The organism is Acinetobacter sp. F9, from assembly GCF_019195275.1.
GTDB classification, from domain to species: Bacteria; Pseudomonadota; Gammaproteobacteria; order Pseudomonadales; family Moraxellaceae; genus Acinetobacter; species Acinetobacter pseudolwoffii.
Window position 1 is genome coordinate 1,592,349 of the sequence record NZ_CP078068.1, and the last position, 19,682, is coordinate 1,612,030.

At 44.4% G+C, this 19,682-nt stretch carries 19 protein-coding genes; 8 read left to right on the forward strand and 11 right to left on the reverse strand.

Features of this window, described 5'->3' with window-relative positions; genetic code table 11:
• Positions 1-226: 226 nt before the first annotated feature.
• A complete protein-coding gene (locus KT990_RS07590) occupies positions 227-910 on the reverse strand; it encodes a M23 family metallopeptidase (RefSeq protein ID WP_005173245.1) in 684 nt (227 codons plus the stop codon).
• Between the two features lie 107 nt (positions 911-1,017).
• Here KT990_RS07590 and KT990_RS07595 point away from each other — a divergent pair, with 107 nt between their 5' ends.
• A complete protein-coding gene (locus KT990_RS07595; RefSeq protein WP_005095034.1) occupies positions 1,018-1,458 on the forward strand; it encodes a DciA family protein in 441 nt (146 codons plus the stop codon).
• A gap of 99 nt (positions 1,459-1,557) precedes the next feature.
• Here KT990_RS07595 and lpxC read toward each other — a convergent pair whose 3' ends face one another.
• From lpxC to murG, 7 genes are all read right to left on the reverse strand, one after another.
• Complete coding sequence (gene lpxC, locus KT990_RS07600) at positions 1,558-2,460, reverse strand: UDP-3-O-acyl-N-acetylglucosamine deacetylase (protein WP_005095032.1); 903 nt, start codon at positions 2,458-2,460, stop codon at positions 1,558-1,560.
• A gap of 126 nt (positions 2,461-2,586) precedes the next feature.
• Complete coding sequence (gene ftsZ, locus KT990_RS07605; RefSeq protein ID WP_005095029.1) at positions 2,587-3,777, reverse strand: cell division protein FtsZ; 1,191 nt, start codon at positions 3,775-3,777, stop codon at positions 2,587-2,589.
• 159 nt (positions 3,778-3,936) lie between these two features.
• Positions 3,937-5,199 carry a cell division protein FtsA gene (gene ftsA, locus KT990_RS07610; RefSeq protein WP_005173256.1) on the reverse strand — a complete coding sequence of 421 codons (1,263 nt, stop codon included), beginning with the start codon at positions 5,197-5,199 and terminating at the stop codon, positions 3,937-3,939.
• Positions 5,200-5,268: 69 nt separating this feature from the next.
• Complete coding sequence (locus tag KT990_RS07615; protein ID WP_100329511.1) at positions 5,269-6,123, reverse strand: cell division protein FtsQ/DivIB; 855 nt, start codon at positions 6,121-6,123, stop codon at positions 5,269-5,271.
• A gap of 2 nt (positions 6,124-6,125) precedes the next feature.
• Positions 6,126-7,055 carry a D-alanine--D-alanine ligase gene (locus KT990_RS07620; protein ID WP_159138386.1) on the reverse strand — a complete coding sequence of 310 codons (930 nt, stop codon included), beginning with the start codon at positions 7,053-7,055 and terminating at the stop codon, positions 6,126-6,128.
• 57 nt (positions 7,056-7,112) lie between these two features.
• Positions 7,113-8,561 (reverse strand): UDP-N-acetylmuramate--L-alanine ligase, encoded by a 1,449-nt coding sequence (gene murC / locus KT990_RS07625; RefSeq protein ID WP_005173263.1) that lies wholly within the window; start codon positions 8,559-8,561, stop codon positions 7,113-7,115.
• A 3-nt stretch (positions 8,562-8,564) separates the two neighbouring features.
• Positions 8,565-9,671 carry an undecaprenyldiphospho-muramoylpentapeptide beta-N-acetylglucosaminyltransferase gene (gene murG / locus KT990_RS07630; protein WP_180085531.1) on the reverse strand — a complete coding sequence of 369 codons (1,107 nt, stop codon included), beginning with the start codon at positions 9,669-9,671 and terminating at the stop codon, positions 8,565-8,567.
• Positions 9,672-10,090: 419 nt separating this feature from the next.
• Between murG and KT990_RS07635 the strand changes: the two genes are divergently transcribed.
• On the forward strand, positions 10,091-11,293 hold the full coding sequence (locus tag KT990_RS07635; protein ID WP_005095012.1) for a CynX/NimT family MFS transporter: 1,203 nt from the start codon (positions 10,091-10,093) through the stop codon (positions 11,291-11,293).
• Positions 11,294-11,676: 383 nt separating this feature from the next.
• On the opposite strand, the gene gshB is transcribed toward KT990_RS07635, so the two are convergent.
• Complete coding sequence (gene gshB / locus KT990_RS07640) at positions 11,677-12,627, reverse strand: glutathione synthase (RefSeq protein ID WP_180072406.1); 951 nt, start codon at positions 12,625-12,627, stop codon at positions 11,677-11,679.
• A 144-nt stretch (positions 12,628-12,771) separates the two neighbouring features.
• Between gshB and KT990_RS07645 the strand changes: the two genes are divergently transcribed.
• The 4 genes from KT990_RS07645 to KT990_RS07660 all read left to right on the forward strand — a co-directional run bounded on the left by KT990_RS07645 (position 12,772) and on the right by KT990_RS07660 (position 16,291).
• On the forward strand, positions 12,772-12,972 hold the full coding sequence (locus KT990_RS07645; protein ID WP_004281307.1) for a DUF3565 domain-containing protein: 201 nt from the start codon (positions 12,772-12,774) through the stop codon (positions 12,970-12,972).
• Between the two features lie 159 nt (positions 12,973-13,131).
• Positions 13,132-13,512 (forward strand): hypothetical protein, encoded by a 381-nt coding sequence (locus KT990_RS07650; RefSeq protein ID WP_227523614.1) that lies wholly within the window; start codon positions 13,132-13,134, stop codon positions 13,510-13,512.
• Between the two features lie 39 nt (positions 13,513-13,551).
• Positions 13,552-15,318, forward strand: a complete 1,767-nt coding sequence (locus KT990_RS07655) for a copper resistance system multicopper oxidase (protein ID WP_100356986.1) — start codon at positions 13,552-13,554, stop codon at positions 15,316-15,318.
• The gene (locus KT990_RS07660; protein WP_218208573.1) at positions 15,305-16,291 is read left to right on the forward strand and encodes a copper resistance protein B; all 987 of its coding nucleotides are present in this window, start codon (positions 15,305-15,307) and stop codon (positions 16,289-16,291) included. The genes KT990_RS07655 and KT990_RS07660 overlap by 14 nt, the downstream gene beginning before the upstream one ends.
• 149 nt (positions 16,292-16,440) lie before the next feature.
• Here KT990_RS07660 and KT990_RS07665 read toward each other — a convergent pair whose 3' ends face one another.
• Positions 16,441-16,767: a hypothetical protein gene (locus KT990_RS07665; RefSeq protein ID WP_005095001.1), complete on the reverse strand. Its 327-nt coding sequence runs from the start codon at positions 16,765-16,767 to the stop codon at positions 16,441-16,443.
• 547 nt (positions 16,768-17,314) lie between these two features.
• Here KT990_RS07665 and KT990_RS07670 point away from each other — a divergent pair.
• A complete protein-coding gene (locus KT990_RS07670; RefSeq protein WP_005094999.1) occupies positions 17,315-17,524 on the forward strand; it encodes a cold-shock protein in 210 nt (69 codons plus the stop codon).
• 598 nt (positions 17,525-18,122) lie between these two features.
• Here the strand turns inward: KT990_RS07670 and pyrE are convergent.
• Positions 18,123-18,773 (reverse strand): orotate phosphoribosyltransferase, encoded by a 651-nt coding sequence (gene pyrE, locus KT990_RS07675; protein ID WP_005094997.1) that lies wholly within the window; start codon positions 18,771-18,773, stop codon positions 18,123-18,125.
• Positions 18,774-18,813: 40 nt separating this feature from the next.
• Here pyrE and KT990_RS07680 point away from each other — a divergent pair, with 40 nt between their 5' ends.
• Positions 18,814-19,632: an exodeoxyribonuclease III gene (locus KT990_RS07680; RefSeq protein ID WP_218208574.1), complete on the forward strand. Its 819-nt coding sequence runs from the start codon at positions 18,814-18,816 to the stop codon at positions 19,630-19,632.
• The last annotated feature ends 50 nt before the right edge of the window (positions 19,633-19,682 follow it).

Below are 19,682 nucleotides of genomic sequence, written 5' to 3' on the forward strand. Positions count from 1 at the left end.
GGAACTAAATGATTGGTGACGTTTAATTACACAACATAACAAAAAATAGTCAATATAGGAGATTTATTATACATTCATTATAATAGTTGGTGATAATATCAGACTTAAAAGCGATTATCTGAAGAACCCTTCAATGTGGGTTGAAGAGCCTTAGCTTAATCGCTTTGAAATGCTTATTGGAGAGATGCTTATGTATAAAGAGCCTAATAGAAATTCAGGTCTATACTTAAGGTAACATAGCCAAATAAGTAGATGGGTTTTTACGTTGACCGTCTTTTACAACTTCATAATGCAAGTGTGGACCGGTACAGCGGCCAGTACAGCCAACGTTGGCAATATGATCACCTGCCTGTACCTGTTCTCCCACACGTGCAATAAGACGTGAAGCATGAGCATAACGTGTTAAATAGCCATTGCCATGATTGATTTCAACATATTGACCATAACCCGTACCCCAACCTGATTTGGTTACAATACCTGGGCCTGTGGCATAAATTGGTGTACCACTTGGCGCTGCAAGATCAAGACCTGAGTGATTTTCAGCACGGCCACCCATGGTACGACCACCGTAATTTGAACTTACGCGAGAATTGGGTAAGGGATGAGCGATCAGCCAGGAATAAGCACTATTTGCAGCAGCTCGATTAGATGAGGTATTTGCATACTTCTGTGCCAGCGTGCGATTGTTAAGCTCAACTGGCTTTTCACGTAGCTGGACATTCAATTTGGTTTGCGCTGGAATATCGATATCATCTGGATGAGTATATGCACCCTGTGCCAGAGTACGCGTCAATTGCTCGATACGATCTGTTGAACCATTTTCTTGATTTAGATTGACTAAATCTGCAAACGCTACCGAAGCAGCTGAAACTGATAAAGAAAATGCCAACAAAATACGTCGCATATGCATAAAAAACCTCTCTAAACTGCTTTAATCGAGTTCCTTGAAGATCTCTATCCTTGATATCCACTAAAAGAAGCGCATAAGATTAAGACATAAACATGTAGGAATTATGTATGTCGGAACCTGTCAACGTTTTTCAACAAACCAGAAAACAGATAAAAACAGGAAACTTTTCGTTTCTCTCATCACAAGTTGCTGCCTGGCAGAAACTTACGAAACTCGTACAACCGCTATTGCCCCAACCGGAACGCTGGCAAGTTGTGTGCTATCAAAATGGTGTGTTAACGATTACCGGTGAAAACCAGGCCATGATCAGTCAATTGGCCTATCTTCAAAAGCAATACATTTCACAACTCTCTCAAATAAATGAATTAACAGATCTTACAAAACTTCAAGTTTGTTTGCGGAATCCTTCACAAACGCAACCTGTTGCAGCAACACCTGAAAGAGCCTTAAATGCAGAAACACAGGAATTACTTCGTGGTGCAGCTGACTTTATAAGCGACCCTAAGCTTAGCCAAGCTTTGCTACGTTTGGCAAGCAATAAAAAGTAACATAGCAATCAAATGTAATAAATTAGAAAAGCAGTATTATGCGACAAATGTCACACTATTGACGCAATAACTAAAACATAAAGACACAAACACAATGACTTATGTCACATTCACATACATGATTGGACAATTGGCCTCGTCATCAAATGTTACAATTTCATAGCAGCTTGGATCACTTTTCACATTGCGCAACAGCTGATTATTCAAAGCATGTCCAGATTTATAACCATCAAATTTGGCAATGATCTGATGTCCAAGCAGATACAAATCCCCGACTGCATCCAAAATTTTATGGCGTACAAATTCATCAGAGAACCTTAGACCCTCTTCATTCACCACTCCGGTTTCATCCACACCAATGGCATTCTCCAAACTGGCTCCCAGTGCCAGATTATTGGCTTTGAGATAATCCAGATCTTTCATAAAACCAAAGGTACGTGCTTCACTAACCTCATAAACAAAAGTTTCAGTCGAGAAATCGATACTGGCGGACTGATGTTCTTTTTTAAAAGCAGGATGATCAAAATCAATGGTGAAATTCAGCTGGAAGCCATGGTGCGGACTAAAAATGGCACGCTTATCATCAATCAGTGCTTCAACCGGTTTAATAATCTTGACGAATTTTTTCGCAGCATCCAGTTCTTGCAGACCACCTTGCATGAGCAAATAGATAAACGGGCCTGCACTGCCATCCATAATCGGCACTTCCGAGGCAGAGACTTCGATAATCAGGTTATCAATTCCTAAACCGGCAATCGCACTCATGACATGTTCAATCGTACCGACTTTGGCATTTTCCTGAACCAGATTCGAGCACATGAAAGCTTCCTGAATCAGCATCGCATCGGCAGGAATGTCGACCGGCGGATTCAGGTCAATACGACGAAACACAATTCCCCCATCGGCATGGTGCGGCACAAAGTTAATCATGACTTTTTGCCCACTGTGAAGACCGATTCCGCTCGCTTTCACGATACGTTTCAGGGTACGTTGTTTCAACATGCTTCTTTCATCTGTTCATCAATAAAACCGCTATACGTTAGCATATTTGGCCATTGAGAAAAAACAAAAAGGTGGCTTAAAAGCCACCTTTCCTGTGTAATCATGGTAAACACATGATGTTACATGTTATTTACGCTGTTGATTCTTAAGATAATCCTGAATACTCATTGGCGTTGGACGCGGGCTCGAAACTGATGCTGCAGCATTCGCTGGCGTAGCGGTTTCATGCTGTTGGCGCTGAATCGCTGGTACATCGTCATCTTCTACCACAGCCTGTGAAGCTGCTGCTGGGCGCGTTGCCTGTACATTGGTACGTTTAGTCGGTTCAACTGAATCCGCTGCATGACGGGTTAAACCCGTTGCAATCACGGTCACACTGATTTCATCACGTGCATCCGGATCAAATACCGTACCGTAGAACACCTGACCTTCATCCAAATCGACAATCTGGTTAACAACATCGGTGATTTCTTCAATTTCACCAAAAGTGACATCATCGCCACCCGTTACGTTAATCAGAATACCTTTGGCATTCATGATGGTTACGTTATCGAGTAATGGGCTACGGATAGCCTGTTCAGCAGCCTGACGGGCACGGTTTTCACCACGACCTAAACCAACACCCATCATGGCATAACCACGAGTACTCATCGCTGTTTTCAAATCGGCGAAGTCAAGGTTGATATGACCCGGACGTACCACCAGATCAAAAATACTGCGTACCGCATTCAGTAGCACATCATCCGCTTTTTTATAGGCATCTTTCATTGAAATATCACGGAAGACTTTCAATAAACGCTGATTTGGAATGATGATCAATGAGTCGACATGCTGCTCAAGCGCTTCAATGCCTTTTTCCGCAGATTGTAAACGGCGCTTGCCCTCAAAGTTGAATGGCGTCGTCACCACACCAACCGTCAGGATACCCATTTCTTTGGCAATTTCAGCAACCACTGGCGCAGCACCCGTTCCGGTACCACCGCCCATACCCGCAGTGACAAAGACCATATCGGTCCCTTCAAGCTGCTGGCGGATCAGTTCACGGCTTTCTTCTGCTGCAGTCTGACCCACTTGCGGATTGGCACCTGCACCCAGACCACGGGTACTTTGCTCACCCAGCTGAATTTTAAATTCGGCTTCCATGCGATCGAGTGCCTGCTTGTCCGTATTGGCACAAACAAACTTTACGCCCTGGATATCGGACTGCAACATGTGTTGTACAGCATTACCACCCGCACCGCCTACACCAAACACAGTGAAACGGGCTTGACCATTGCTATCGCTATGATCGTCTTCGAAAAATTCAAATGAGGCCATGACCTATAAAATTCCTAATTCATAATTGGCAGTCACTAAGCCCGTACACTGCCTTAATCTTAATAAAATTGTTTTTAAGAATGCTGCTCATGCGTTAACTTGTCAAGTACAAGCCCGATTAACTACATCTTCTCAACAATATTCACAATAAAAATCGACTTAAAAGATTGATTTCAAGGTGTCATTAAAGCCAGACCAAGCCCGCTTGACGCGCTGAGTTAACGATAATCGCTCTACATCATCCTGTTCTACAATCGTGTCTTGAGTATCACTCTGACTAAACATCAGCAAACCCGCGACCGTACTATATTGCGAACGGCGTAGCGCCGCCTGATGCTGTTCATCGGCATACACCTGCGTTGGTGGATTACCCAAATGAGCTGACACACCCAAGGTACGGCGTACAAAACTCACCATACCTTCAATATGACTGGCATCACCGGTCAGGACCACACCATGATACAAGCCCTGGATCGCGCCATTTTTCACCAGTTCATCACGCACCAATCCAAGAATCTCGTCATAACGCGCCATGATAATTTCGGTCAGCTCAATCCGGCTGATGGTTTGTGGCCCATCAATCCCCTGGAACTGAATCATATGGTCAGGCTTAACCACTTTCAGGTCTACACAGCCATACAGCAGTTTCAGGCGTTCAGCTTCTTCGGTCGTGGTCTGTAACACCGCCGCAATATCACGGGTCACATGCTCGCCACCACGCTGGAAGGTATGGGTTAAGGCCAGACGACCATCCACATACACCGCCACATTGGTGGTGCCGGCACCGATATCGACCAGACAGACGCCATATTCTTTTTCATCTTTGAGCAGACTGGCCTCAGCAGTTGCCAGACTTGAGACCACCATTTTTTCCACACCAATATTGGCGCCCTTGAGGGCACGGTCAATATTTTGCATGGTGCTAATCGGCAGCATCATCAGATGATAATGACCAGTCATGCTATGTGCAGACATCCGAATCGGATTCAGCACCCACTCTGATGAGTCATCTAGCTCGAAGCCCAAAGGCACAGCACTGACCAGATAATGGTCTGAAGTCAAATGACTGGCTTTGGCCAACTCCAGTGCACGAACCACTTCGCTGGTGGTAATCGCATGTTCGCTATTGTCGATCGAGGTTCGACCTGAAGCATAAAAGCTTTTTAATTCGGCACTTGGAATAGAAACCCAAGCAGAATGCACCCGACACTCCGCCATATCTTCTGCTTCTTGGACGGCATTTTTAATTGCGGTAATAACTTTATCGAGACTGACAATTTTCCCTTTACTCATGCCTCGGTTACGAGCGGTAGCCATACCAATCACTTGGATATTGTCTGGCGCGTGTACCTTGCCAATCAAAACTGAAACTTTGTGTGTCCCAATGTCAATCGCCACAACCGAGGGAACAGCTTCACTCATTATTCACTACTACCATTACATGTTTGTTAGATTTATGGCTTGAATGCCTCTATTTTTTAAAGCCGATCATTATGGCTTTACTGTTACATTATTCTCAACGCCCGTGTCATCAATGGTTACAATAAAATGCCCATTTACAATTTTAGGCGGAATTGAATTTTTCCACTGTATCGACAATCCATTGCGATAACGCAGGTCGATGGCCGAAATTTTAGACCAGACCGGCTTTAAGTCGCTTTGAGACAGATGGCTCAAGCGCTGTAATTTGCTCATGGTCTGATCTTTATCAACAATTATTCTTAAACCCGAATCAAACTGCATAAACCAGGTCATTCGCTCGGTGAGATAGAGTTCTTTTAGACGAATGCCTTGTGGCAAAAATAACTGATTAATTTCATTATAACGACGCATCATGGTTTCTGCATGGCTCGCTGGCCCATGTAGTAACGGTAATGCCTCATAATTCTTGGGTGTGACTTCGGTGAAAATGACACCACTGTCACTCAATAAACGTCCTGTGCCCCAACGTGCAATCGCATGATGTGGCATGATCCGTACCCGAATGCCATTTGGCCAGGCTCGGGAAACCACCACCCGATCCACCCAGGACAGCTCCAGGGTACGATCGCGGATCGCTTCCAGATCCGAAGTAAAATAGTTTTCGGTCACAACCGGTGACACATATTGCATGACCTGACGCTGTTCAGCAGCCGAGCGCGTACCTAACACGCCCAGCTCTGCCACTTCGGTATTGGTCATGACTTTATATAAGCCCAATATTCCAAAGGCCAGCACCAGCACCGCAATACACAACAATAACCAGCCACCAAAATTGGACAGCTTTTCTTTGCGTGTCGGCGGCTTGTCGTGAATTGAGGTAATCGCAGCACGTTTACGGCGCATGGAAACAGGAAGTTGAGCCATATTTAGTGTGCCGACCCGGTCAGGGTCTGTTCCAGAATCGCAACACACAGGTCATCAAAACTATAATCGACTGCAGCTGCCGCTTTTGGCACCAAAGAATGACTAGTCATGCCCGGTACGGTATTTACTTCCAGCAGCCAGAAGTTGCCCTGTTCATCCTGCATGGCATCAATCCGGCCCCAACCGCTGGCACCGACTGCCTGAAATGCACGCAGACTCAGGGCTTTTAACTGTTGCTCTTCAGCTTCGGTCAAACCACATGGAATGCCATATTGCACATCATTACGGTTATATTTGGCTTCATAATCATAGAAAGCAACATCTTGAGGTGGTTCAAGACGAATCACAGGCAGCGCCTGACCATTTAAAACCACAATGGTGAATTCACGGCCGGTAATCCATTGTTCTGCCATCACCACGGCATCATGTTCAGTTGCCTTGGCAATTGCTTCTGCAAAGTCTTCAATTTTTTCGACCTTGCTCATGCCGATACTGGAACCTTCATGTACCGGTTTGATAATCAAAGGCAGGCCTAAAGAATTGACGATATCAGCCGCATCGGAATCTTTGGTAACAATACGGTAAGGCGCTGTCGGCAATTCCGAACCCTGCCAGACCTGCTTGGTCTTGACCTTGTCCATGCCGATTGCAGAGCCTTGTACCCCTGTACCGGTATAGGGCACATTTAGCCATTCCAGTACACCCTGAATCTGACCGTCTTCACCACCACGACCATGCAATACAATGAAAGCACGGTCATAATTTACCAGTTCTGTGACACTACGTTGCTGCGGGTCAAAAGCTTCCGCATTGACCCCTGAACGCACTAATGCCTCAAGTACCGCCGTACCACTGTCTAGAGAAACCTCACGCTCTGCAGATTTACCACCAAGCAACACGGCAACTTTTCCGAATTTTGAAGCATTTGACACGTTTATATCCTTAAACTTTTTTCAATCTGGTCAATTCAATTCAGTCATGCAAGATGACTATTTTATATATAAGTGATTTTGCGCAAGTTCGACTGAGATTGCTCCAACATTACCTGCGCCTTGGGTTAATAACAAGTCATTTGCTTGCAATACTTTTCTCATGATCTGATTCAGATTACCGTCCACCGCATCGACCAGAATTGGCTCAACTTCGCCACGTAAGCGAATGCTGCGGGCTAAAGTACGGCTGTCCGCCCCGACAATCGGTTTTTCACCGGCAGGATAAACATCCAATAACAATAACTGGTCTACAGTAGAAAGTACTTCCACAAAATCATCAAAACAGTCACGGGTACGGCTATAACGGTGTGGCTGGAACATCATCACCAGACGACGATCCGGATGACTCTGACGCGCGGCTTTAATGGTGGCTTCGACTTCTTTTGGATGATGACCATAATCATCCACCAGTTTTACATTACCACCATCAATTTCAAATTCGCCCTGAACTTCGAAGCGACGGCCTACCCCACTGAAACCTTCCAGTGCACGGCAAATAGAAGCATCAGACACACCTTCATCGGTCGCGACACCAATCGCAGCCAAGGCATTCAGGACATTATGTAAGCCTGGCTGATTCACGGTCACACGTAATGGCTCACGCTCTTTACGCAATACGGTAAAGTGCGTTTGCATGCCGTCCTGATCGACATCTATCGCGCGAATGTCATTGTCTTCATTAAAACCATAGGTCAGCACCGGACGTGCAATTCGTGGCATGATTTCACGAATATTGGCATCATCACCACAGACCACGGCCAGGCCATAAAATGGCAGTTTTTGCAGGAACTGGATAAAGGTATCTTTCAGCACATCGAAGCTACCGCCATAAGTGTCCATATGGTCGGCATCGATATTGGTCACTACAGCAGCCATAGGTTCCAAGTGCAGGAAAGAGGCATCCGATTCATCGGCTTCTGCCACGATATAACGGCTGGCACCCAGAGCAGCATTCATACCGGTACGGTTCAGCAAACCGCCGATCACATAGGTTGGATCCATGTTTTCTTCTGCCAGCATACAGGTAAGCAGACTGGTGGTCGTGGTTTTGCCATGAGTACCGGCAACCGCAATACCATGACGGTAACGCATCAGCTCACCCAGCATTTCTGCACGGCGAACCACGGGAATACGACTTTCAATCGCGGTTTTAATTTCCGGGTTTTCCTTGTCAATCGCAGTAGACACCACGATCACATTGGCCCCTTTAATATTATTTGCAGTGTGCCCGATATAAACCTTGATCCCATTTTCTTCCAGCTGCGCCGTGGTATTGGATGCCTTGATATCTGAACCGGAAACTTTATAGCCCTGATTTTTCAATACTTCGGCAATACCACACATGCCTGCACCACCAATGCCCACAAAATGAATGTGTTTGATACGGCGCATTTCCGGCACTTTAATTAATTTTTTCGCTTGTTCAGCTGGGGTTACTGGAGACATAGTTTACTCGAATGATAATTCTTGAATTAAACGGACCACATGTTGAGTCGCATCGGGTTGAGCCTGTCGACGTGCTTTTACCGCCATCTCCATTAATAGCTGGCGATTCAGCATCGGCTCTAATAAGGTTTTTAAACTTTCCGGGGTCATGCTGGCCTGTGGGCAGATTTTTGCTGCATTGATCTTGGCCAGAAAGCCGGCATTGGCAGTCTGGTGATCATCCACCGCACTTGGAAGCGGTACAAAAATCGCAGCCACACCTGCCGTCGCAATTTCAGTCACGGTCAATGCGCCAGCACGACAGATCACCACATCGGCATCACTATAGGCTTTGGCCATATCTTCAATAAAAGGCTGGACTTCGACGTGCAGATTTGCCGGAGCATTGGCATAACGTGCACGCGTCGCCTCAGCATGGTTTTGACCACACTGATGATAGACATTTAAAGGCACATTGAACTGTTTTAAGGCTTCAGGCACCCGTTCATTTAAGGCCTGCGCCCCCAAAGATCCGCCCACGATTAAAATGCGTAAGGGTAATCCTGCTTTTTCACGCTCCTGATAACGCCAGGACGGATTTAAAATGTCACTAATTTCTTGGCGCACCGGATTGCCCGTGGTCACGATTTTATCCTGTGCGGGAAAGGTGTCCGGAAACGCCTGACACACCGTCTTGGCAACACGCGACAATTGGCTATTGGTAAAACCGGCCACCGCATTCTGCTCATGAACCAGCACCGGAATGCCTAGGATACGCGCAGCCAGACCACCCGGCCCTGCCACATAACCACCAAAGCCGGCTACGGCATCGACTTTTAGCTGCTTCATGTATTTCATGGCACTAAAAGTCGCTTTCATAATTTTAAAAGGGGCCAAGGCCTTACGTACAAAACCATTACCACGCACACCCTGAATATCAATTTGATAAACAGGAATATTCTGATTTTTTAATAAACGATTTTCCATGCCTGCAGGCGTAGCCAGCCAAGACACTTCAATCCCTTGTTGTTGTAAATTTTTTGCAACGGCTAACGCTGGAAACACATGTCCACCCGTACCTGCGGCCATCATCATGACATGTTTAGGCTGTTTTTGCTGAGCGTCGGTCACGGTCTAATTCTTCAATTTAAAAAATGGAACAGGAAATCTGATTTAAGTGGTCAATTGTAATCACAATTGTAGGGCCTTGAAAGTTTATTTACTTTATTTCAACAAGGCATTAATTGTTTTTTTCATACGATTTTAAAGTTTAAACTAGTTTTGTTATCAGGCAGGCATTTTTCCTTAGACTTAAGTGACATATAAACACAATTTTAACCCTCTTTCATTTAATCTTTCCCTCACTGTATTTGTTAGATCTATTTGTTTTTCGGGATTTTCTCAGCAATTTCTATTCATTCACCAGTTTAATTGCTCTATTAACTTATGCCTAAATCATATAAATCTTAATAAAATTTTATGTTATCCATATCGCTATATACTTTTTTAGCTGTATTAGCGCATTGATTGAATGGATTAAATCATTATAAATGTCAAAAATATCAATTCGTGACCTATGGATTATTTTGGCCGGCTATTTGGCGGCTATTCATGTCGGGAAACTTTCTGCGGTTATTCCCATTTTACAACAGGATTTAGGTCTCAGCTTTACGCAAGCCGGTTTTTCCCTGTCTCTGGTTCAAGGCGCGGGGATGCTGTTTGCCTTGTGTATTGGTGCATTGTCAGAAAAAGTCGGTTTAAAACGCTGCCTGATCTTGGCGTTGATCATTTTAGGCCTCAGCAGTATGGCAGGCCTCTGGATTCAGCATGTCGCGGCGTTGTATTTCTTCCGTTTTACTGAAGGGATCGGATTTTTAACTATCTCCTTATGTGCCCCTGCCATTCTCAAACGTATCAGCCGAGCTGAAACACTCAATTTTAAAATGGGACTCTGGAGTTCCTATATGGGGGTTGGTGTCAGTCTTGCTGTCTTTACCATTCCCATGTTGCTTGAATACCTGAGCTGGCAAAGCATTTGGGCCATTTTAGGGAGTCTCTGTCTGCTCATTGCAGTGATGATTAAACGGTATTTATATCTTGAAGCGGTCACACCGGTACAGCCGAATCACCCGCAAGCCGGCACAGAAAATACCTCCTTCTGGCAAATTATTAAAGTGACCCTGACTCACCCACCGATTTTGTGTTTGGCCATTATTTTTGCCTGTTATACCAGTCAGTGGATAACCGTGACTGGATTCTTGCCTACCCTGTATGTCGAACATGGGATTGACTTAAAAGTCGCAGGGGCTCTGGTCTCGATGGTGGTGCTTGCCAATTTAGGCGGTACCTTTGGCGCAGGTATGTTGCTGCAAGGTGGCTGGAAACCCAAAACCCTGTTAAGCACAGGATTTATCGCCATGCTGTGCAGCAGCTTGCTGGCTTTTGCGGCAAGCTCTTGGCTGTTATTTGAATTACAGCTTGTGAGTGCCGTACTGTTTTCACTCATTGGCGGGATGATTCCGACCACAATTTTTGCGATTACCCTGCGCTATGCACCGCATGCCAATGCCGCAGCCGCCAGTGTCGGTCTGGTTTTACAGGTTTCAGCCTGTGGGCAATTCTTTGTACCTCCTCTGAGTGCGGCACTGGTATCCACGACACAACAATGGGCCCATATCGCGACAGTCACAGCCTGTCTTTCTATCTTAGGAATATTGATGACGCTGCTTTTATTTAAGCGTTATGCTCAATAAAAAAGAGCCTCAGATGAGTAATGCCAGTCAGTTAAGAAATTGACTAGAATTTTCTTTTTTAAATTCATGATCATATTTGACAAGTAGAAAAGTCATCCGCAACTGTTTGAGGCAGGACTAGATTTAAAAATGATTGTTTCTGCGACAAATTTACTAGTCGATGGAGGCTGACGAGTTTTGCGGTGAGGAGTGTTGCTCCGCAAGATGCCTTCCTTGCGAAGCTTCGCTTCTCATTTGGGCGAAACCAAAGTAACAAATAATTTACAAGAATTTGATTTATAACATTAATACTCCGCATTGAATGACTAAAAAGTTAAAGAGTCTACTTCTAAACTCCTTAACTGATCAGCATTACCTCAGATGAGGCTCTTTTTCTGTCTGGTTTAAACCTGCTGCGAACGGCCTGCCTCTAATACAGCAAACAGATCATCGGCAATTGAGGTTCCAAACTGGTCATCAATTTCACGAATACAGGTTGGGCTGGTTACATTAATTTCAGTGACATAATTACCAATCACATCCAGTCCTACAAAAATCAGACCTTTTTCTCTAAGATAAGGGCCTACTTTTGCCGCAATGGCGCGGTCATTTTCAGTCAGTGGACGTGCTTCTCCCAGACCGCCTGCCGCCAGATTGCCGCGCACTTCACCATTTTGTGGAATACGGGCCAAGCAATATGGTACTGGCTCGCCATTAATCATCAGGATACGTTTATCACCTTCGACAATTTCAGGAATATAACGCTGTGCCATAATCGGCTGGGTACCGTTATTGGTCAGCATTTCAATGGTTGAACCAATATTGATGCCATCCTGATACAGGCGGAAAATTCCAGTACCCCCCATGCCATCCAGCGGTTTCACAATCACATCGACCTGTTCTTTGAGAAACTCACGAATCAGGCTTTGCTGCGAAGTCACCAGTGTCGGAACTTGCAGATGCGGGAACTGGGTCGCAAACAGTTTTTCATTACAGTCACGCAGGCTTTGTGGCTTGTTAATAATCCATGCACCTTCGCGTTCTGCCTGCTCCAGAATATAAGTGGTGTAGACAAAATTCATATCAAAAGGTGGATCTTTACGCATCAACACCACATCATAAGCAGCGATGGATTCTTTCTTTTTTTCACCGAGTTCATAATAGTGATCATAGTCTTCAAACACCTGTAGCGGCGCTATCAAACCAAAAGCTTTGCCCTGCTCAATATATAAATCTTGTTGTAATGCATAACCAAGCTCATGCCCACGGCGTGCTGCTGCCCAAAGCATGGCCATGGTCGAGTCTTTCTTCAGGTTTACATTTTCGATGGGATCCATCACAACAAGTACGCGCATGTGTCTCTGCTCTTTTTCAAAAAATGACTTAGCAAGGAGTATAGCTTGTGTGGATTCTTTTGTTTATGGTGATTTTGCATGACTTGTTCTGTATAGATTTTTAGATAAGTACTGAGGCAGATTGAGCTCAAAAGGAGGTTTGCCATGCAACAGGCAATTATCGGTTTTCATTTGGATGAAGAACAGCATTGGGTTGCAGAGCTGGCCTGCGGACATGGCCAGCATGTACGGCATACCCCGCCGTGGCAAAATCGGCCCTGGGTGATGACCGAGCAAGGGCGCAAAGAAAAGCTTGGCATGCTGCTGGACTGTAAAAAATGTGAAAAGTGCGAAACTGAAACCTGAACCTATAAAAGTGTGATGTAGCTGACTAAAAATAATCTCGCACAGGATTTGCTAATTGCAGTCACTGCGTTTATGCTTTTATTGCTCAAACATGCAGCGTTTTTTTCAGGGTGGACTTTGCTCACACGGCTCGTCAAACAGATCTGGTTGGTGATGCTTATGGTTTTTGCCATAGGCTGGAGCAGTGTGTCTGTTGCTTCTGCAACAACCATGCATTTGGTCATGTCGTCTGAACAGATGAGCAGCCATTGTCTGGACATGGTAAAAGCCTCCACCTCTCATGCTATGCATGAATCTGCGCATAACTCAGATCAAGACCTGACACAGGCTGACTGTTTTCCGGATATGCCACAGCACTCACAAGACTGTCTGGATTGTAGTACGATGGCCTGTCAAAGCCAGATGAGCGGCTTGCAAATTTCGGCCCCTGAACTGACAGTATTCGACCATCATTCTCTAGAAAGAACCCTCCTCCCAACTTATCATGCCAAACACCTTGCCGGTTATTGGCAGGAAATCCTGCGCCCACCCAAAACTTAATCCTGAATATTCAATTTTTTATTAATTAAGGATTAAGTGATGTTAATTAAAATTCCCCAATGCCTATGTCTGGGCATTTGCCTGATGTCATCGTCTGCAGTTTTTGCAGCTGTTAAAGAATATCATCTGGTTATTGATGAAAGTCCGCTCAATCTCACCGGAAAGACGGTCAAACGGATTACCGTAAACGGAAAATTCCCTGCCCCCTTGCTGGAATTCGAAGAAGGTGATGATGCGGTGATTCATGTGCAAAATAACCTGAAGAATCAAGATACCTCGCTGCACTGGCATGGCCTGCTCCTGCCCGGCCTAATGGATGGTGTCCCTGGATTTAATGGTTTTCAGGGTATCAAACCGAAGCAGTCTTTTACTTATCGTTTCAAGGTTCGTCAAAACGGTACCTATTGGTATCATGCGCATTCCAAAGGCCAGGAACAGGACGGCTTATATGGTGCCTTGGTGATTTATCCTAAAGCACAAACACCGATGCCTGAGCATGAAAAAACCGAGCGGGATTATGTGGTGATGCTGTCGGATTTTCATGAACAGGACAGCCAGCAGATTCAGAATAATTTAAAAAAATCGGCTGAATATTATCAGAATCAGCGTGAAACCGTGGGCGATGTACTCCAGCAGGTAAAACGTGACGGTCTCAAGGCCACCTGGTCAGATCGCAAAATGTGGAACCAGATGCGCATGTTGAAAACCGACCTGTCTGATGTCAGCGGTTATACCTTTTTAATCAATGGCAAAACCCCGCAACAGAACTGGAGCGGCCAATTTAAACCGAATGAAAAGGTTCGTCTGCGATTCATTAATGCCTCGGCCATGTCGTTTTTCGATGTACGTATTCCCCAGCTTAAAATGACCGTGGTTAGCGCCGATGGACAAGCTGTACAGCCGGTCGCTGTAGATGAATTCCGTATCGGAACTGCTGAAACGTATGATGTGATTGTGGAACCAACTGCACCTCATTACCAGATTGAAGCCGAATCGATCGACCGTTCAGGCTTTGCCATTGGCAGCTTGCACAATGAGGCTGATCCAGCGACACATCCGATTCAATTACCGACGCCACGTCCACGTGCCTTATTGACCATGGAAGATATGGGACATGGCGAACCGCATGACATGTCTCATACCGCACACAGCAGTCAGACCACGAAATCTGCAACAGATACGCCTAAACATGATGAGCATGCCCAGCACGACATGCACGCAGGTCACAGTGCTATACCCAAGACAAATCCGTCTCATCCACCGGTTGAGGGTTGGGTCAATATGTCTACGCCTGCAGGGCATAAAGCATTGCAATATCAAGACCTCAAAGCCCTGACGCCACAAACCGATACCCGAGCCGCAGAACGTGAACTGGTGATTCGTCTGGGTGGAACCATGGAACGTTATATCTGGACCATCAATGGTAAAAAATTCAGTGATGCCGAACCATTGCAGGTGCAATATGGCGAACGGATCCGTTTGAAATTTATCAATGACAGCATGATGGCGCATCCGATGCATTTACATGGCATGTTTATGCAGTTGGAAAATGGTCAATCTGCTGCACAGATGCCAAATAAACACACCGTGATTGTGCCACCTGGAAAAACGCTCACAACCTTATTAACGGCAGATGAACTGGGAGAATGGGCGATTCACTGCCATCTGCTCTATCACATGAGTGCCGGCATGATGAATAAGCTGATTGTGGCACATGTGAATGACGATCAAGCTTCTCATGCTTCGCCGCAACAAATGCCGTCAAAGCCAGCAGTGGATCAAGGAGAAAGCCATGCACATCACTAAGCTCTTTTTAAAATCGGTATTAAGCAGTGCACTGCTCGTGGCGAGTTTCGGTATATTGGCAGCGGATCATCAGGATCATCAGGATCATCAGGATCATCAGGATCATCAGGATCATCAGGATCATCAGGATCATCAGGATCATCAGGATCATCAGGATCATCATCCTAGCAAAACCGCAGTACATCACAGCGCTCCTATTGCAGTGCCGGATCTACGCTCACATACCCAACAAGCTCGATCTTTATCTGATCAAGAATCTGTAGGGCACGAAAAACCTGTTGGCGCTACTGCGGAGCATGACCATCGGAAAGAACATGGTGCACAGATTTATAGCCAAGTCATTCTGGACCAGAAATGGCAAATCAATTCAGCTGGAAATGGCGCTTTTAAATCAGAGAATGAAGCCAGAATTGGTACTGATGAAAACAAGGTTTTTCTCAAGCTGCAGGCAGATAAATCTGAATCGAGTCAGGCTGACTATGCGGCCGAAATCCTGTATAGCCGTAATATTTCCGATTTCTGGGATGTACAAACCGGTTTGCGCTACCGTCAGGAAAATATAAGCCAGCATACAGCTTCCCTACAAAATGAACGTTTCGATGCAGTGCTTGGACTGCATGGCCTGGCCCCTTATTTTTTTGAAACCAATGCCTATCTCTATGTCGGTGAAGATGATTTTGTCGGATTCAAACTGGAAACAGAACGTGACCTGTTGCTGACTCAGAAACTGATTATGCAGCCCTTTATTGAACTGGATATCATTTTCAATGATCAAGCTGCGAGTGCGAAAAAATCTGGTCTGAGTCATGCGACATTAGGATTGGAAACCCGTTATGAGATCAGTAAAAAAGTCATGCCTTATCTGCAGGTTGGCTATGAATATAGCAAAGGAAACAAACAGGCTGTCTGGCAGCAGGCATCCGGCTCTGACCAGGGCTGGATCTATGCTTTAGGACTTAAAATGATGTTTTAAGGACGGATTATCATTTTTAAGATAAAAGGTAAGACCACGACGAAGTATGAAAAATCCATTCATACTTCGTCGGCTGTTATTAAATTGACTCAAGAGAAGGAGGCTGTGTATTGTCCAGAGAAAGCATTGCTACTGCCTGCTCTCTGTTTCTATTCCTCACTCTGTTTATCATTACTTTTGGCAATCAAGGTGCCTAACATAATCATAAAGGTGATTACCCCACCAATCACCAGACTCATCAGCCCAATTTCAAGCATAAAGTCAAGATTCCCGACTTCCCGGTGACCCCAAAGGAAATGCAGACTCTTTCCAAAGATAAAGTTGATGGCATAGATAATCAAAAAACTCATTATGGTCGAAATCAGTAAAGTGACGATCAGGTTTTTCCAGATTTTACAGCCGACCAGCAGGATAATAATCGTTAGGCCTACAACTGCAATAATGGAGATTAATAAAACACAATTCCAGTAATCCATGAGACTCACTCTTATTCTGGTTTTAAATTAAAATTAAGAAATTCTTATAGTTAATTTTTCCATATGTTTTTAATATAGGGGCCTTTGAATAGCTGAACAATGACCAGAACTATCTTAAACAAGCCAGCTACAAATTTACCCAATGTTATAAAATACATTCACTTAGAAAAATATTGCCGCGTACTGGTTCAGTTTGATTAACATAAAGTAACGTAAGTAAAATGTATGTTTGTTGTTTTGCTTGAGTAAATCTTTTATACAGTCAGTCATACTAAAAAAATTGACCAGCACATATTTAAAAAGAAAGATCCACGTATATTTATAAGAAAAATAAATAATAAATATAAAAAACTTGAATATTTGCTGATTTAGGTTATGCTGTACTCAACTAGAAAAAAGTGTTGTTTAGTTAAACTTCTTTAAGTACCGCAGTGTTATTTTATAATCCTCAGTTTTTTCAGATCTTTATTTCAATTCTTGTTGTTTTTCAAAGTTATCCATAGTCATTTCAATGGCTAAAATTATTAAAAATTTGATAGGTTATATTATGTCTACTACAGTTACCGGTACAGTGAAATGGTTTAACGAAACTAAAGGTTTTGGTTTTATTCAACAAGAATCAGGTCCTGACGTTTTTGCTCATTTTAAAGAAATTAGCAGTTCTGGCTTCAAAACATTGTTTGAAGGCCAACGCGTTTCTTTCAGCGTAGTTGAAGGTCAAAAAGGCCCGAACGCGATCAATATCGTTGCGCTATAATTTAGCCCAGCAATAAAAAAAGCACCTTAAGGTGCTTTTTTTGGCTCTAAAGATTAACAATCTTCAAAAGTGATCGGTTGGTGATACTCTCTAAACCTATTCCAGTCATTTAAACCAGTAAATCATCTTATTTATTCTCCCCGCGTCTAAGCCTGTTACATCTGGGCCTGCATGAATCGCTAAAAATGAAAAACCCCCAGCATCCTGCCGGGGGTTTTTCGTGTTGGTTCGCTGGGTATGACTCCTGTCTTACCTTACTTTCCTTGTATTTATCTCTTGTTATTCTTTTATGGAACATCCTGTTCCTGATGAATTCATTATAGGCAATGCAGCAAAGCTGCGTATAGACGCAAACGGCTTGAACTCATGTAAGCAAATGCGTACAGAATCACTGAATATTATTGTCAATTTCCAGTATTTTAAACTGTATTCATCTACATCAAGACTGAAAGTCTTTAATATTAAAAATCTTTGAATTACAGCACTTTGACTTAGTTTTTTAAGTATTCACCCTGTATTTGCATGCTTAATTTCTACATCAATTGAACTTTAAAACAAAAAAGGAAGCTGTAGCTTCCTTTACGATAAGGATCACCGCTTAGATCCCGTATTTAACTCGATAATCTTCCATTTTAGCTAAAGCTTCTTGATCGCCCTTGGTTTCCAGATAGTCCATCAAATCTTTCATGGTAATTAAGGCATGTACAGGAATCTCGAGCTCTTGCTGCACTTCCTGAATGGCTGATAAATCGCCCTGACCTTTTTCCTGACGGTCAAGTGCAACCAAAACACCTGCGATTTGTGCACCGGCATTTTTCAAGATTGTCACGACTTCACGAATCGCTGTTCCTGCCGTGATCACGTCATCAATGATCCAGACTTTTTTACCTGCTACAGAAGCACCGACTAGCACGCCACCCTCGCCATGATCTTTGGCTTCTTTGCGGTTAAAACCCCAAGGCACACTCACCCCATGATTTTGTGATAGCGCCACAGCGGTCGCTGCCACAAAAGGAATACCTTTATATGCAGGACCAAAAACCACTTCCACATGGTCACATGCCGTTAATTTTGCTGCATAGCCAGAAGCCAGCAATGTTAAGGCTTCACCATCATTCAGCAGACCCGCATTAAAAAAATAGGGACTCACACGTCCCGATTTTAAAGTAAACTCACCAAATTTAAGCACACCGCGTGATAATGCGAGTTCGATAAAAGCTTGCGGGTTAAACTGAGCTGGCGTTGGCATGAGGTGCTCCTAAATCCATTAATTAAGGTAAGACTTGCGCATGATACCAAAGAGTAGCTATCCAGGTGATCAAAAAATTCTTCGTGTCGTTTCAATTAATGTCAACGGTTTACGCTCATCGGTGAGCAAAGGCCTATTGGAATGGATGGAACAGTCGGATGCCGATGTGATCTGTATGCAGGAAAGCCGGATCACCCATGTGCAGTGGAACGATAAATTTAAACCGGAAGGCTGGTATACTCATCTATTCCCTGCCGAACGTCCAGGTTATGCCGGTACCGCGATTTATAGCCGCCTGCCCTTCGTCTCTTTAACCGATGGTCTGGGCTTTGAACTGGCAGATTCGCAAGGCCGTTTTATTGCAGCCGAATTTGATTTAGGCTTGGAGCAAACGGCCCATATCTGTTCATTGTATCTACCTTCCGGCTCATCAGGCGATGAAGCACAAGCGCGTAAAGATCACTTTCTGGAAGAATATGCCAAAATCCTGAAACAATGGCGCGATGAAAATAAATCGGTGATTGTCTGCGGTGATTACAACATCGTGCATAAACGGATTGATATTAAAAACTGGTCCGGCAACCAGAAAGCTTCCGGCTGTTTACCACATGAGCGCGCCTGGCTAGATCATATCTATGATGAACTCGGTTATGTCGATACGTTCCGCGAAGTACGCAAAGAAGCTGAACTGTATTCCTGGTGGTCAAACCGCGGACAAGCCCGAGCCAAGAACGTCGGTTGGCGGATTGATTATCAGGCCTGCTCACCAGACTGGAAAGAGCGTACCGTCAATGCCTGGGTGTATAAGGAACAATGGTTTAGCGATCATGCCCCAGTGATCATCGACTACAAACTATAAAAAGATACCTATCAATTGAGTGCACACCTGTTCACTCAATTAAGGCTTAT

What these genes read in the sequence shown, in the direction of transcription:
- pyrE (WP_005094997.1), bottom strand. Translation starts at nt 18,773, where the DNA reads ATGCCAACGCCAGCTCAGTTTAACCCGCAAGCTTTTATCGAACTCGCA.
- KT990_RS07665 (WP_005095001.1), bottom strand. Translation starts at nt 16,767, where the DNA reads ATGGATTACTGGAATTGTGTTTTATTAATCTCCATTATTGCAGTTGTA.
- ftsA (WP_005173256.1), bottom strand. Translation starts at nt 5,199, where the DNA reads ATGAGTGAAGCTGTTCCCTCGGTTGTGGCGATTGACATTGGGACACAC.
- KT990_RS07655 (WP_100356986.1), top strand. Translation starts at nt 13,552, where the DNA reads ATGTTAATTAAAATTCCCCAATGCCTATGTCTGGGCATTTGCCTGATG.
- KT990_RS07595 (WP_005095034.1), top strand. Translation starts at nt 1,018, where the DNA reads ATGTCGGAACCTGTCAACGTTTTTCAACAAACCAGAAAACAGATAAAA.
- gshB (WP_180072406.1), bottom strand. Translation starts at nt 12,627, where the DNA reads ATGCGCGTACTTGTTGTGATGGATCCCATCGAAAATGTAAACCTGAAG.
- ftsZ (WP_005095029.1), bottom strand. Translation starts at nt 3,777, where the DNA reads ATGGCCTCATTTGAATTTTTCGAAGACGATCATAGCGATAGCAATGGT.
- lpxC (WP_005095032.1), bottom strand. Translation starts at nt 2,460, where the DNA reads ATGTTGAAACAACGTACCCTGAAACGTATCGTGAAAGCGAGCGGAATC.
- KT990_RS07680 (WP_218208574.1), top strand. Translation starts at nt 18,814, where the DNA reads ATGATACCAAAGAGTAGCTATCCAGGTGATCAAAAAATTCTTCGTGTC.
- KT990_RS07660 (WP_218208573.1), top strand. Translation starts at nt 15,305, where the DNA reads ATGCACATCACTAAGCTCTTTTTAAAATCGGTATTAAGCAGTGCACTG.
- murC (WP_005173263.1), bottom strand. Translation starts at nt 8,561, where the DNA reads ATGTCTCCAGTAACCCCAGCTGAACAAGCGAAAAAATTAATTAAAGTG.
- KT990_RS07615 (WP_100329511.1), bottom strand. Translation starts at nt 6,123, where the DNA reads ATGGCTCAACTTCCTGTTTCCATGCGCCGTAAACGTGCTGCGATTACC.
- KT990_RS07590 (WP_005173245.1), bottom strand. Translation starts at nt 910, where the DNA reads ATGCATATGCGACGTATTTTGTTGGCATTTTCTTTATCAGTTTCAGCT.
- KT990_RS07645 (WP_004281307.1), top strand. Translation starts at nt 12,772, where the DNA reads ATGCAACAGGCAATTATCGGTTTTCATTTGGATGAAGAACAGCATTGG.
- KT990_RS07635 (WP_005095012.1), top strand. Translation starts at nt 10,091, where the DNA reads ATGTCAAAAATATCAATTCGTGACCTATGGATTATTTTGGCCGGCTAT.
- KT990_RS07650 (WP_227523614.1), top strand. Translation starts at nt 13,132, where the DNA reads ATGGTTTTTGCCATAGGCTGGAGCAGTGTGTCTGTTGCTTCTGCAACA.
- KT990_RS07670 (WP_005094999.1), top strand. Translation starts at nt 17,315, where the DNA reads ATGTCTACTACAGTTACCGGTACAGTGAAATGGTTTAACGAAACTAAA.